General features: G+C 71.9%; 6 protein-coding genes. 3 read left to right on the top strand and 3 right to left on the bottom strand.

Translation table 11 applies throughout. The annotated features are described in order from the left end of the window. Nucleotides 1–60 precede the first annotated feature (60 nt). A complete protein-coding gene (locus tag ABD994_RS09820) occupies nucleotides 61–387 on the top strand; it encodes a hypothetical protein (RefSeq protein WP_345413555.1) in 327 nt (108 codons plus the stop codon). Here the strand turns inward: ABD994_RS09820 and ABD994_RS09815 are convergent. Together ABD994_RS09815 and ABD994_RS09810 are read right to left on the bottom strand one after the other, a co-directional pair. Further along, nucleotides 341–2,455, bottom strand: coding sequence for a UvrD-helicase domain-containing protein (locus ABD994_RS09815; RefSeq protein ID WP_345413553.1), 2,115 nt, complete (start codon nucleotides 2,453–2,455; stop codon nucleotides 341–343). The genes ABD994_RS09820 and ABD994_RS09815 overlap by 47 nt on opposite strands. Then, entirely contained in the window at nucleotides 2,455–8,598 is a 6,144-nt protein-coding gene (locus tag ABD994_RS09810) for a DEAD/DEAH box helicase (RefSeq protein ID WP_345413551.1), read from the bottom strand. The genes ABD994_RS09815 and ABD994_RS09810 overlap by 1 nt, the downstream gene beginning before the upstream one ends. Nucleotides 8,599–8,762: 164 nt before the next feature. Between ABD994_RS09810 and ABD994_RS31670 the strand changes: the two genes are divergently transcribed. Next, a complete protein-coding gene (locus tag ABD994_RS31670) occupies nucleotides 8,763–9,479 on the top strand; it encodes a DUF4232 domain-containing protein (RefSeq protein WP_425550046.1) in 717 nt (238 codons plus the stop codon). A 16-nt stretch (nucleotides 9,480–9,495) separates the two neighbouring features. Here the strand turns inward: ABD994_RS31670 and ABD994_RS09805 are convergent, their stop codons facing one another. Further along, nucleotides 9,496–10,308 carry a DUF429 domain-containing protein gene (locus ABD994_RS09805; protein WP_345413549.1) on the bottom strand — a complete coding sequence of 271 codons (813 nt, stop codon included), beginning with the start codon at nucleotides 10,306–10,308 and terminating at the stop codon, nucleotides 9,496–9,498. 89 nt (nucleotides 10,309–10,397) lie between these two features. Between ABD994_RS09805 and ABD994_RS09800 the strand changes: the two genes are divergently transcribed. Continuing rightward, nucleotides 10,398–14,120: an AAA family ATPase gene (locus ABD994_RS09800; protein WP_345413547.1), complete on the top strand. Its 3,723-nt coding sequence runs from the start codon at nucleotides 10,398–10,400 to the stop codon at nucleotides 14,118–14,120. Nucleotides 14,121–14,689: the final 569 nt, after the last annotated feature.

The raw sequence follows: 14,689 nt of genomic DNA, 5'->3' as shown, positions 1-14,689 counted from the left end.
CAAGGGCGACGTGGTCGATCTTGAGGTGTTGAGTCGAGCAGACACGAGGGAGACGGCCACATGATCGAGCTGCCGCTGCGTGAGCGTCTGCACGAGCATCTCGCCCTCGTGCGGCTGGCAGCCCAGGACAACGAGTTCATCGACGTGCGTCGGGCCGAGGAGCTGCACGACCTGCTGGGGCGCGCGCTCGATGCCCTCCCAGACCTCGACGTCCAGCAGCGGCGTGAGCTCGCAAGCGCGATCGATTACCTGGTGCGGGTCGATGACGACGAGGACGATCTGAGGAGCCCGATCGGCTTCGACGACGACGCCGAAGTGGTCGAGGCGGCTCTCGCGCGCATTAGACCGTCGTCGGGAGGAACGGGCTCGGGGTTCGCGACCAGGTGACGATCAGCTGGTCGCGGGCTCGGCTGCAGGCGACGTAGAACAGCGAGCGTTCGCGTCCGCGCGCCGCGCTGTACTCGGGCTCGGGACGCCCTTCCACCACCCAATCGAGAGGGACCACGCCGGCCTCCGCGCCGATGACGATGACCCGGCTGAACTCGGTTCCCTTGGCCCGGTGCATCGAGGCGATCTTGACGCTGTCGGCGTTTCCTGGACCGTCGCGCTGCAGGAGCTCCACCGGCACGCCGGCGTCCTTGAGCGCGAGCCGGGCGCGCTCCTGCTCGGCAGACCGGCGGGCGAGGACCGCGATCGCCGCGGGGGAGACGCCACCGTCGACCCATCCCCGAACGGTGTCAGCGGCGAAGCGCGCCTCCTCGCCATCGCTCGCGAAGCCGTGCAGCTCCGGCGTCGGGCCGGTGAAGGCCGATCGGTAGCCCGCCACGGTCTCGGCGTCCCCGTCGAGATCGACCACCGATTCATCGCCGATCACGCCCATCGCGAACCGAAGGTTCTGGCGCGTCGTCCGGTAGTTCAACGTCAACCGGCGCGACCGCCCACGGGTCTCGATGCCGAAGTGCCCGAGAACGACCCGCTCGCCGTAGATGCGCTGGTGACCGTCCTCGCAGATGAACAGGTCGTTCGGCCCCGAGGCCACCAGGCCGCGGAGGACCCGCCAGTGCCCCGCGTGGAGATCCTGACCCTCGTCGACGACGACGTGGTCGTACCGCTCCACGTCGGCGTCGCCGACGAGGCGCGCGGCGCGCGCCGCCAGGGCGTCGAAGGTCGTCCGACCGGACGTCTCGACCGCGCGCTCGTACGCCTCCACCACGCGCCACACCGCGGCGCGCTGTACGCGGTTGAGGCGCAGTCCCCGTCCTGTCCGCTTCGCCTTCAGATAGGCGTCGCGCGTGTGCTCGGGCAGAGAGAGGACGACCGTGCGGTACTCGCCGGCGAGGAAGGCCGGGCCGAGGTGAGGCGCGAGATCGGCCGGAACGCCGGCGGCGTGGACGGCCTCATCCCAGAGCTGGTCCTGCTCGCGCTCACCGAGCGGCTGTCCCGGTGCGCCGTCGACGTGCTCGACGACGCGTCGCACGACCTGGTCGACGCCGCGTACGTCGATGCGCTCGGACTCGCCGGCGCCAAGCAGGCCGCGGATGTCGAGCTGCAGCTGTGCCGCGAGGTTGCGAGTGAAGGTGCAGAGGAGCACGCGCGCCGTGGGGCTCTTCCGGACGAGGAACGCCGCGCGGTGCAGGGCCACGACGGTCTTGCCGGTGCCGGCCCCGCCGGCGAGGCGGAACGGGCCGTTGTAGGTGGACCGATACGCGAGGTCCCGCTGGGTGGGGTGCAGGTAGGTCCGCCAGGCGGCGAAGTCGCCCTCGAGCATGCGCCGCAGCTCGTCGTCGCCCTCGAGGTAGACGAACTCCATCCGGCTGGTGGCCCGCTGCACGGCCTCGAGCGGGTCAGCGCTCGGGGCGGCCGTGTTGTCGAGCTCGTAGGAAGCGCGCACATCTTGGAGCGAGGTACCGGTGGCGAGGTCCAGGAGGGCCTGCTGCTGCCACTCCGGCAGGTCTGCGGCGAGCCCGAGAACGTCGTCCTCGCTGGTCAATCGCACCGCCTGCTCCGCGACCTCGGCATTGATGCCGAGGCCGACGAGTTCGTCGGGCGTGAACGGCAGGACCTGCGGAGCGTCCGGCTCAACCGCTCGCTTCCGGTACTCGGTGACGGTCGCGTCGATCTTCGCCGGGCGCGTCACCTCCATCGCGCCGTTTGCCGGGTTGATGTCGAGGACCAGCGACTGCGCTTCCTCGTAGGCCTGGTCGTGCGGTCGGATCGCGGCGAGCAGCCACATCGGCTCGGGATCGTCGCTCACCGCGAAGAGCACGGCTCGGTAGTTGAGGTCGACCCGAGCCGTGCGGACACGCTTGTCGGCCGGACCCTTGGGGATCTTGACGTCGAGCCCGGTGAGTTCCGCGTTCTGGCTGAGCTTGGTGAGGAAGTCCCACGCCTTGGCCTTAATCGAGCCGTCGACGTCGATCGAGCGGTGGAACTCCTTGGACATGATGACGCCCATCAGGCACCTCCGGCGAGGCTCAAGGCCGCTCGCACGGCCTGTTCGTCGGGCTCCACGACCGTCCAGCCGTGCTCGGTGAGCCAGCCCGTGGCATCGTCGTCGGCCTCGAGCAGCACCGCTACCTGGTCGGCGGGCCAGGCGAGGTCGACGATGATGTCCCCGCCGTCGAGTTCGAGGCCGGCGTCGGGAGCCGGGACGCCGGCGGCGGCCAGGGCGAGGACCGTCTCGCGCGGCTCACCGTCGAAAGTGTCCGCGATGTCGCGCCACACCGGGTCAATCGGCAGGGCGTCCGTAGTGTCGAAGGCGACTCCGCCGAGGGTGGTCGTCGTGTCCGCGGAGAAGCGGCCTGGCTCGAGGAACTGGAAGATGTTGCCCAGCGCCAGCCAGTCGCGCCAGGCGTCGACCTGGGCGTCGGACCCGATCACCTCGTCGCGGTCGTCGACCCCGAGCCGGACGCGCACATCCGTCGTCGTCCGCCTCTCCACCAGCAGCATTGCACCCCGCGCGCTACGGGCGAGCACGGCAGGGACGTCTCCAGGCGCGTCAGGTCTCTCGTCGCCGGTCAGGGCGGCCCGGAGAGTCGGACGGATCGCGTCGTGGCGGACCTTCGCGGGCGCCTTCTTCCCAAGCACCAGCGCGAGCGCGTGCGCCGCCGGCGTCCAGGCCTCTGTGCTCGGTCGGAGCACGAAGTCGGCGAGGGCCGAGATGGGGTCGGCGAGCACGACGTCGGCGGTGCGGCTGCCCGGCACCGCAAGGCGCTGGGTGAGCTGGACGGCCACCGCGCGGGTGCCGTCGTCGACGGCCTGGTTACCGGACCCGGCATCGCCGTTCAGTACGAGCGCGAAGGCGTCGAGGTCCTGGTGGGTCACGGCCCAGACCAGGTAGCCCTGATCGCGCAGCGACGCGCGCTTGGTGGCGTCGTCGGCGAGGCGGTTGTGGTCGGGCGACGAGTGGTATCGGCGGCCGTCGCAGAACACCGCGATGCGCGGCACGGCGTGGTCGTTGCAGTCCAGGACGAAGTCGGGCTGGACCCCTCCCAATTTGACCTGCGGCGTCAGCTGCCACTGGCGGTCGCCATGCTTGGCGGGAAAGCGCAGCTGGGCGCTGTCGCCGTAGGTGGTGGCCGTGGTGGTGACCGCGGCGCCCTGGCCCTTCGCCCACTGCAGGAGCAGCGCCCGGAACCGCTTCTCGATCGGTGTGTCGTGCGGTCCGACCGTGATCCGCTGGATGGCCTCGACCGGCTCGGGCTCCCAGAACCGGAAGATGTCGGCGATGAGCCCCAGCGCGGTGTCGCGACGGGCCTGCCCGGCCAGGTGCGGGACGACGTGCGGCAGCAGGCACCGGTGGCAAGCGGCCAGACTCTCGGCGCGGCAGGGGCACCGATCGAGGACGACCACCGCGGCCTCGAGCAGCTCGCGGACCCCGTCCGCGTCGGCGAAGCGCTCCAGGTAGCCAGTGCCGCCGGGGACGAGGTCGTGGAGCACCATCACCCACCGCTCGCTCGATCCCGGTGCGGGATCGGCGGCCTCCACGACGTCAAGGTGTTCGGGCTCGCCGCCGAGGACCTCGCGCAGCCCGAGGAGCAGGGCCGCGCGGAACGATGTGCGAACGGTCGCGTCGGCGACGACGATCGGGGGCACCAGCAGGCGCACGGCTTGGGTCCGCAGCTCGTGGGTAAGGGAGACGGTGACCCATGCGTTCGGGTCGGGCTCGCGCCGCTGCCGGCACCAGCCCCGGTGCCGGGCGCCGTCGAGGTCCTGCACGCCTCGCTGCGCGGCGGGGACGACCCCGCAGTGCCGGCAGGCGACGAACTGCGGCGCGGCGGTCTCGTGCCCGGCGACGGTGATGGTGGCGCCGCCGCGGTCCTGGGGACCGAGGTTCATCCACCGGATGTCGGCGCGGCGTAGGACCTCGACACCGAAGGGGTACTCGCGCAGGCGCCACGCCCCGCTGACGTCTTGGGGATCGGCGTCGACGGTGGTGATCACGGAGAAGCGCGCCTTGCGACGGTCTTCGCCGTCGTCCTCGCGCAGGGCGGTCTCTCGGCTGGCGTAGGCCGACGCCCGGCGGAACGGGACGGTAGTGAGTACCTGGCCGGCGTCGGCCGCGGCCGGCGCGCCGCAGCGGGGGCAGGCGACGGCGGTGTCGCCGTCGCCGACCCGGCGGGACCAGCCGCATGCCGGGCAGAAGCGCCGGCGCTCGGTCGCGGGATTGCGACTGGTGCCGAGGTCGACGCCGTCGATCTCGACGGCGGTGCCGCGCACGTAGAAGGTGGCTCCGGGCGCGAGCTCGCCGAGGGCCGTACGGCTCCCTCGGACGTACTGGTCCTCCTCGGACTGGTGCTCGCCGGTCTCCTCGTCGATCCACCACAGGCCGACGTCGAGCGTGGTGGTGTCGTCGAGCAGGGCGTAGTTGGGCAGCAGTCCGCGGGCCTCGAGCGCGGAGATCCAGTACATGTCGTCGCGCTTACGTCGCGCGGCCCGCGCGGCCCCGAGCTCCCCGAAGAGGCGCCGCAGCTCGCGGCGGCCGGCATCGTCCAGCGACGGCCGGGCCTCCATCGCCTCGACCTCGACCTTCACCCGCTCGATCCGCTCGGCTAGCTCCTCGCCCTCGGCGTTCCACGCGGCCACAGCTGCCTCGACGTCGCGTTCCAGACCGGGCGGTTCGCCTTCCGGGCCGCCGTCGCCGGCCCACTCCCGCAGTGCGCCCCCGCTGTCCTTGCTCACCTCGTCGCCGAAGCCGCGCAGGAACGCGTCGACGTAGCTCTCGGCGTTGGCCCGCGCGTCAGCGACCAGCGCGCCGAGCCACGACGTCGGGGTCAGGCCACCCCGGAACACCTCGTTGGCGAGACGCGTCGGCGCCGCGTGGCCCGAGCGCGCGCGGCGGTCGACGAGCGAGGCGAAGTACTGCCGGCGAAGGATCTCGGTGGCGTCGAGGTAGCACGCGGGTGGCACCACCTCGCCGGCGATCATCGTCAGCGGATCGGCCAGCCGCTGGAGCTCCAGCGGCCGCGCGGGAAGCAGCGACACAACCAGGGCGTTGCCGGTCAACCGGCCGGCGCGCCCGACTCGCTGCAGGTACGACGCTGTCGATCGCGGCAGAGAGGTCAACGCGACGGTCGATAGGTCGCCGATGTCGATGCCGAGCTCGAGGGTCGGGGTGCAGGTCAGCACGTTGGGCGCGCCGGGGCCCGCGCCGCCCTTGAACCTGTTCTCGAGCGCGACGCGCTCGTCCGCGGGCAGCAGGGAGGTGTGCTCCCGGGCGATGATCCGGCGCACCTCGCCGGCGCGGTAGAGCTCGCGGTAGTAGTCGTGGTCCGCGCGCTCCTCGCGGTAGACCCCTGGGCAGCGGTCGCGCTGGCACGGAGCGTCGAGGAGGTCGTCGAGGACGACGCGCGGGCCGGGGAAGAGGGTCGAGCAGGCCGAGCAGCGCAGCCGCGCGGGCGAGCCCTCGGTGGGCGCCACCCGCACCCGCTCGGGCGGGATCCACCACACGACACTGCCGTGGGCGCCGTCCTTCGCCACCAGCGCCCCGTCGGCGGCGAGGGCGTCGAGCAGAGCGAGCATGTACCGCGGGCCGTCCACCGTCGGCACGCCGAGCACCCGCGCCGTCCAGGTCGCGTACCAGCTGCGCGGCGTGACCACCGAGTCGAAGTTCTCGGTGTGCCGGGCGGTCGTGGGGAACGACGGGGCGGGCCGTCCTGTTCGGCCGGCCCGACTCCCCGGGAAGGCCGGCATACCCTCGCGCCGGGGACGCCCACCCCAGATCGAGTAGCGGTCGTCGGACTCGGCGAAGCGGTCGAGCCACCGGTGCCCAACACCGCCCTGCAGCCTGATGCGCTCCGTCACGCCGCGGGCCCAGGCGCGTACACGCTGCGGGCCGACCCCGTCGAGCGAGAGCTGCACGTCGCGGCGCGCCGCGTTGTCGGTCGCCCGGCGGACCACGGCGTCGAGGTCGTCGATCTCGACGTGCGCGGTGGCGGCGCCGGTGAGCTCGAGGGTCCGACCGGTGCGCGACGACAAGCCCAGCTCGAGCGTCGCGGCGAAGCCCATCCGCGTGGCGACGGCGCGGCGCACGTGCGGCTCCGGGTCGTCGGCGGCGTAGCGGGCGAAGGTCTCGTGCTCGCGCAGGTCGGGCGGCAGGGTCGCGAACCGCTCCGCGGCCGTCCGACCGGCGGCCTCGACGGCGTCGCCGAGGACGTCCAGCGTCGTCCCGTCGCCGATCGCGCGGTGGACGAGGGCCCGCAGGTTGAGCGCGTACGCCCGACTCTCGACGAACGCCGCGCGGTGCGAGGCGTCCTGGACGCTGTCGGTGAACACCAGTGTCTTCTTCTCGTCCGGCGCGACGTCGGGGCTGCCGAACAGCTGCCCGAGAGTCGCCGAGGCGAGCGTGGCGACGCGGGAGCCGAGGAAGCGGATCGCGTCCTTCTGCCCGCACGACGGGCACTGCTGGTCGCGGGCCGCGTCGGCGTCGGGCGTGACGAGCACCGGCACCTCGGTGCTGTGCTTCCCCGAGCGTCCGGGCACGAAGTCCGCGATCTCGGGGTCGACCCACCGCACCTCATCGGAGCCCTTGTCGGCCTCGCCGGGCGCGAAGATCCACGCCCGTGCGCTGCTCGCATCGCTCGCGGACTTGCTCCAGACCGCGTTCGGGGCGGTCGCGTGGCTGCCGCCGGGGGTGGCGACGACGCCCCACCCGGAGCGCCCGCAGTGCCGGCAGAAGATCGACGGCAGCGAGCGCTCGCCGTCCTCGGGCTGAGTGCCCTCGAACCACGCGAACCGGGGTGAGGACGACAGCGTCCGCAGCAGCCGGCTGACTTCCCGGAGCCAGAGCTGGACGTCGACGGTCAGCAGCGGGCGCCCGCCGCCCGTGCGGGCGCGGGAGAGGAGCGCGAGGAACAGCGAGATCGCGTGCCGGGCGGCGTCGCGGCGCTGTGTCGTGCCGGTGGCCCAGCTGGGTTCGGCCTCCGCAGCGAGGTCGGCGAGCGGGTGCGGCGTCGCCGTGAGGTGAAGTAGCGTCCGGGTCAGCGGGTGGGCTCGGATGGCGCGGCCGAGCGCCTCGACGTCGAGCGCCGCGATCTCGTCTTCGGTCACCGCGCCGCGCAGGAAGAGGCGGGCGCCCAGCCGCAGTTGGTCCTCGTGGGCGGTGACGCCGCGCAGCGCGGTGGTGACCTCGTCGAGCAGCGGGACCGCGCCCTGCGACGGGCCGGTGACCCACTCGTCGGCGGTGAGCCGGTCCTCCCCGACGAGGGCGTCCTCGTCGAACTCGGCGCCGAAGACGGTGCGCGCGAACCGGCGCAGCTCCGCGCCAGCGCCCTCGCCGCTGCCGAGCGTCGCCGACGTCGCCACGGGTGTGATCGCGCCGAGCGGTCGCTCGTCGGTGGCGACGCCGAGCACCGCGCCGAGGCGGCGCAGCAGCATCGCGACGTCGGTGCCCTGGGCGCCGTCGTAGGTGTGGAACTCGTCGAGCACCAGGTAGCGCAGCGACTCGCCGGCGTGCGCGAACAACGGGGCGTCCTCGCTGCGCAGTAGCAGCATGTCGAGCATCTTGTAGTTGGTCAGCAGCACATCCGGCGGGCTCTGTCGCATCGCGTGCTTGCTCTCGATCACCGACGTCTCAGTCATGACGTCGCCGCTGCCGGAGTCGCCGGTGTAGAGCCCGACGGTGACGTCACCGAGCTCGTCGCGGTGCTCGTGGGTGAGACGCGCGATGCGCCGGGCCTGGTCGTTGGCCAGGGCGTTCATGGGGTAGAGCACGAGCGCCTTGATCCCGGGCCGTCCCCGCCGGCGCTCGCGACGGCAGTGCTCGAGCAGGGGGATCAGGAAGCTCTCGGTCTTGCCCGACCCGGTGCCGGTGGTAACGAGTGTCGGCTCGGGCAGGCGGTTGCGGGACGCCAAGCGCATCCACGCCTCGGCCTGGTGCTTGTGGGGGCGGAAGCCGATCGGCGCCCAGTCGAGGTGGCCACGCCAGGTGTCGTCGGCCGGGCGGAAGGGCGTGCGGAGCCGGACGTAGGGCCCGCGGAAGACGCCGTCGTGCGGGTTGCCGATGAACCGCTCGAGCTCCGCCCGGACGTCGTCGTCGGCCAGCGCGAACGTCGTGCCCAGGAAGCTCGTCAGCGAGTCCCGCAGATCCTCCGCGACCAACGACGGCAGCATGCTCCGGCGTCCCCCTCACCTCGGCCCCGACCATGGTCCACTCTGCCGGGGCCGAGTTGAGTCACTCGAACCGGGTCGACCACTCGACCGTTCCTTGATCGTCATGCCGCTCGTTGAGCCCCGAAGGCGTCTTTGCTCAGGGGGAACCGAAGATGCATAACTGCAGGCTCTTTGCCGTAGCTCGAGTGATAGCCGGGGCGGTTCTAGCGTGTGCGGTCCTCGCTGGTTGCCAACCCACGGGTGGTAGCAAGCCGTCTGCATCGCCAACGACGACGTCCCGGACTCCGACCTCGACGTCCAGCTCCACAGCCGTTCCACCACCGACGTCGGGTGCGTCGACCACGCTGCCCGCGCCGTCTCCAACGACCGGCACTCCCATCGCGACGACGCCATCCCCGACGACGCCAGACCACGAAGACCCCGTCGCACGGTCGTGCCGCATTGGGGTCACCTCCGAGGGCGCCGAGCCAGCAATGGGGTCGGTGTACGAGCAGGTGGTGTTCACCAATCTCGCGAACGTGCCATGCCGCCTCACCGGCGGAGCAAGGTTCGAGTTCGTGGGAGCCGACGGAGTCACGGCGGTGGGACTGCCGGCCAATCCGACAGGGGGCTACGGCCTGCTCGATCCCGGTCAAACCATCAGAGCGACGATGCAGGCCGGTCAGACCGACAACTACGACGCTGACCGCTGTCGGCCCGTGCCTGTCTCGGGAGTGCGTGTGGTTCCACCAGCTAACAGCGCCCCGGTGGTCCTTCGTCCATTGATCTCGACGGCGTGCAGCATGGGCGGACAGCTCTCGGTCCAGCAGGTCTCCAATGGACAGGGGCGGAGCGACGGCGGCCCGGGGGAGGGCGAGGGTCCGGGGTGACGGGAACTCGCGGACTTCAGGAGGGGACGCGCGCGTCGACGAGCCGTTCAAGCGCGTTCTCGACCGGCAGCACGATCCACCCTTCATACGCGGCGGCCGCGTGGCGTTCTGATGGCACCGCCTCAACGGCACCGACCTGCGCGGCGCGCGCCGCGAGAGCACAGACGAAGGCGTCGAGGGCGTCGTCGTCGGCGAGGAGCCGGCGCGCGGTGGCGGGCGTCATCACGAGGCAGCCGAGCCGCTCCTGGATGCCATGGAGGATGCGGAACCGCAGGCGCCGGCTCGACGGGTCCATCGGTCCGCCCTTATAGCCGCGACGCGGCAGGCCCCACTGCTTCAGCGCCGCCGAAGGATAGACCTCGACCACCGGTCCGGCCCCTGACCGGTCGACGGGATGTCCTGTCTCGAGGTGGAGGGCGTCGAGGATACCGGCCCAGCGCATGGCGAGGAGGGCGATGAGCTCCGAGGACACCGACCGGGGCCAGAAGCCGCACCGCCGCCGGACGTGAAGGTCCGTCTCCCGGTAGCGCAGTCGCCGGATGCTCTCCGGGCCCACGGCGCCCCGGTCGGGCCAGGGGCGGCCCGCGCGATGCGCCGTGACGGCGTCGACGAAGTGCTCCGGCCAGCCAAATGGACTGTCGACGCCAGCCCATCCTCCGTCGGGCACCTCGAGCAGCGAGCTGACGATCTCCTCGTTCCCGGTTCCGCCCTCCGAGAGGCGCTCGACCGTCGCGCTGCGCCCGTCCCATCGGATCCGGCAGATCGCGGTGCCGACGTCCTGCGATGCCATGTCGATGCCGACGGTGATCGATGACGTGGTGTCCCCCATGGCCGCGCAGCGTGCCCGATGCGGGGTGATCGGCTCCGTCTGGTGCTCTGGTAGGCAGGGGCCCGACAGCCCGATGTGGGGGAGGCGTCGTGGGTTTCGTGCAGCACCTGTCGATCAGGGTCCCGTGGCACGACGACGGGTGGCGGGGCACCGTGTGCCGGGCCCCGCGCGCGAACAACGCCTGCCTGCTGCTCAGCACGATCGGTGAGGGCCGCGACGACGCCTACGAGGAGGCGCACGCCGGCGCCTCCATCGACGAGCTGGACGACGGCCGGACCCCGCCATGTGTTGCCGAGCGGGCCACCTTCATGAGCCCGCGGGTGCACGCTGTCGAGCAGACGCACCCTTACGCGTGGCACACGGCGTTGTCGGGGCTGCGGCCGACGACTCTCGCCGTACCCGCGTTCTCTGCCCCAGCTGTCCCGTACTACTGGCTCAACCGGAGCGCGACCGAGGACCTGCTCGAGTCATTCCCGGTCCCCGGGTTCGAGCTCGACCGCGAAGCCGATGCCCTCGCGGCGCTCGACTGGCGGAACGCCACGTGGGTGCTGCACGGCGACAACCAGAAGGCCCTGATCGACGCGTTCTTCGAGAACGTCCAGGTCGACGAGTCGCTGGTCTTCTTCTACGTCAAACACTCGCCGTTCGAGGAGGTCCCCGGCCGGGTGCTGGTCGGGGCGGCGGTCGTCGAGCACCTCCGAGCACCGTCACCGTGGCCCACCGACGGGCCGACCGCGTTCCCCAACCACCAGTGGGAGACGGTCGTCGGGCACACGCTGCGCCCGGATGGTAGGGGCGGCTTCCTCATGCCGCTCCAGGAGCTCGTGGCGGTGGGTGACTCCGGCGTGGACGTCACTACGGCTGTACCGCAGGCCGAGCAGGCGAGCCGGGAGTTCTCCTACGTCACCGAGCACGTCAGCTCCGACACCGCCGTCGCTGCCCTGCTCGAGCTCCGGCGCTGTGCCGAGGAGGCGATGCGCCTCGGAGTATCGGTACCCGACACGTCCTTGGCCTGGCTCGACGCCCAGCTCGCCCGCACCTGGCGGCGTCGGGGACCGTCCCCCGGCCTGCCGGCGGTGCTGGCCGTCATGGGTTGGGAGCACCCGACCTACGCCGCCCAGGTCGCAGCGGGCGCCGCGGGCGACGCGGACGCCTGGCCACTGGTCGTCGCCGCTCTCGAGGGCCGCGACGCGCCGCCGCCCATCCGCGAGCTCACCACGAACACACGGCGGGAGATCTGGCAGGGGCAGGCACCCGAGGACCGCCGGCTGCTCGACCTCCTCGTCCGGTTCGACCTGCCGGTCGAGGGTGTCGTCCAGGCGACCGAGCCGGACATGCCGAACCCGCTGGATCGCGAGCAGTTCCTGGACAACCCCTACGAGCTCGTCGTCCTCACCGCGGACGGTCCCTTTCCCGTGGACGTCGCCGCGATCGACCGCGGGTGCTACCCCGACCCGTCGGTCGCCGCGGACTTCCCGCTGCCCGTCGCCACGCCGTTCGACGACCCGGCTGACCGGCGGCGCCTCGAGGCGCTGCTCACCACGGCCGTCGTCCGCGCGGACGGCGAGGGCCACACGCTGCTGCCCGTGTCCGACGCCGTCGAGCGGGCGGTCGGCCTCGTCGCCACCCGACCGCCCAAGATCACGACGGCCGTCCTCGAGGGGCTCGGGCTCGACCCCGTGCGTCTGGCCGAGGAGGAGCGGGCACTAGTCGCGACCCAACTGGCCGACGGGTCGTCGGCCTACAAGCACGTGTCGGCCCGGGACCGCGTCGAGGCGATCCAGGAAGTGCTCGCCCCGCTGCGCTCCGCGAGTCGGCATCCCTTGCCCGACGACCTGGCGCGGAGCCTCGACGAGGCGCTGCGGCCCCTGAGCGACACCGACCCCGCCGACCGTGAGGACGAGGCGCGAGCACGCCAGGAGAAGCTCGCTGCGCTCTCGGAGGTCTACGCGGCACGGTTCACGGTCCTCAACGGCCGCGCGGGAACCGGGAAGACAACCCTCGTCCGTGCCGTGATCAACCGCCCAGAGGTCACAGCGAGCGGCGTGCTCCTGCTCGCCCCGACCGGCAAGGCCCGCGTCCAACTCGAGGCCAAGGTGGGCCACGAGGCCAGCACCCTCGCGCAGTTCCTCACCCGGACAGGCCGCTACGACGGCGAATCCGGCGAGTACTTCTCGACCGGCGAGGTTGCTAGCCGGCGCCGCTTCGGCACGGTCGTCGTCGACGAGGCGTCGATGCTCACCGAGTGGATGCTGGACGCCCTCCTGGACGCGATCCACCCACCGGACCGACTCGTTCTCGTCGGGGACCCGCGCCAGCTCCCGCCGATCGGCCCCGGGCGCCCGTTCGTGGACCTCGAGAGCGACGTGCGGCAGGCCCACGATGGGCGCTGGCCGCACGTCGCGCCGGGGTGGTGCGAGCTCACGGTGCTGCGCCGGCAGCGCGGCGGTGGGCGGACCCGCGACGACCTGCAGCTCGCGCAGTGGTTCGGCGGGGACGAGCTGCCCGAGGGAGCCGACGAGGTGTGGCACCGCTTGCGCACCGGCACGGCGATGCCGACCCTCCGCGCGGTTCCTTGGGACGAGCGCAGTGCGAACGAGGTCCTGGACGCCGTCCTCGCCGAGGAGCTCGACGTCGTCGACGACGGCGGGCGCAGCTTCGCCGCGTCATACGGGGCGACGCTCGGGCAGTACATCGACTACTCGACGGCGGCCCAGCGGTGCGAGCAGTGGCAGGTGCTGTCCCCGACCCGGGGCCGGGCGCACGGCACCGTCGGGCTCAACCGCCACCTCAAGGCCGCCCACCGCCGCGACGAGCTGGAGAAGGCCCTGCGGCGGCGCTACCGCAAGGTGCCCAAGCCGCTGGGGCGCGAGCAGATCGTTCTGGGTGACAAGGTGGTCAACCTCGTCAACCAGAAGCTCCCGGCATGGTCGTGGGCCGACCGGCAGAAGCAGACCGCGTTCATCGCGAACGGCGAAATTGGGGTGGTGACCGGCCAGGTCAGCGCACGGAAGTCGCCCTGGGCGACGCAGGTCGAGTTCCTCCAGCGCGAGGGGCTCTCGGTCACGGTCAACAGCGCGGTGTCGGACAGCGACGCGTCCCTCGAGCTCGCGTGGGCGCTGACCGTGCACAAGTCGCAGGGCAGCGAGTTCGGCCTCGTTGTGCTTATGCTCCCCGAGCACCTCGGCCGGCTGTCGCGCGAGCTGGTGTACACCGCTTTGACGCGCCAGACGCAGCGCATTGTGCTGTGCCACCAGGGCTCGCTCGATGATCTCCTCGACCTCACGCGGTCGACCGGGTCGGAGGCCGCGCGGCGGTACACCGATCTCGTCCGCTCGGCGGACCCTGTCACGGTGTCGAGCCCGGACGGGCAGCACGCCCACGTTGTCGACCGGGGTCTGGGGCACATCACGGGCAACGGAGTGCTGGTGCGCAGCAAGAACGAGGTGATCGTCGCCGGCATTCTCGACGACCTCGTGCCCGGGCAGTGGCGCTACGAGGAGCCATTCACCGGCAGCGACGGCCGCAGCGTGCTGCCCGACTTCACCATCGTCCTGCCCGACGGGCGCCTCGTGCTCTGGGAGCACCTCGGCATGCTCGACAGCCCCGCCTACGAGGAGGCGTGGCAGCGCAAGCGGGCCTGGTACGCCGAGCAGGGCGTTCACCAGGTAGGAGACGCCCCCGACGGCACGCGAGTCACCCTCCTGACGACGTCCAGCGCCGACGGCGTCGACGTGCCGGCGTGGCGAGCCGCCGCCGGAGCCGTGCTGACGTCGGTCCCGCAGAGGATGGCGCGGCGCCGGCGACGGTGAGTTCCAGCAGCTCGGGCATGATCGTTACACGGGTCACAGCCGAACGTCGCCGAGCACCTCCCCGACCAGCACCGTCATCGAGGAGTCGGCCGCACGGTAGGCGGGCAGCAGCTCGACGGGGCATCGACGACCGCGACTGCAGGACGCCGCCGACACCATGCGCCGCGACCGGCTCGGACATGCCCCTCGAACTCCGCGCTGCGGGCGTCCCAGCTGCGGCGGTTGTTGACCAGCGACGCAGCCACGTCAGCGATCAGCCGATTACGCGAGCACCTTCGGTCTCGACGCCGCGGCCTGGATCGGCGGGGCGAGTTTGCGACCTCGCTTCGCGGGCATCGACGACTTCGTGGCCGATCGCAGCCGTCATCGTCGCGGACCAGGAATTTGGTTCGAGGTCCTCGTTACCCTATGCGCGAAGGCGGCTGTGGCGATTGAGGTCGACCACCCGGTGCTGCCCTGAGCCGATGAGGGTAAGGCTGTCGTACAGCCCATCCGACGGGTCTCACGAGCGTCGGGCTCCGATGGCAAGGCAGGACCTCGCTACATGTCCGCCACGACTACGTGAGTAC

The organism is Actinomycetospora chlora (assembly GCF_039542135.1).
GTDB lineage: Bacteria > Actinomycetota > Actinomycetes > Mycobacteriales > Pseudonocardiaceae > Actinomycetospora > Actinomycetospora chlora.
The sequence above is the reverse complement of the archived record's forward strand: the minus strand, read 5'-3'. Positions and strand labels throughout refer to the sequence as shown.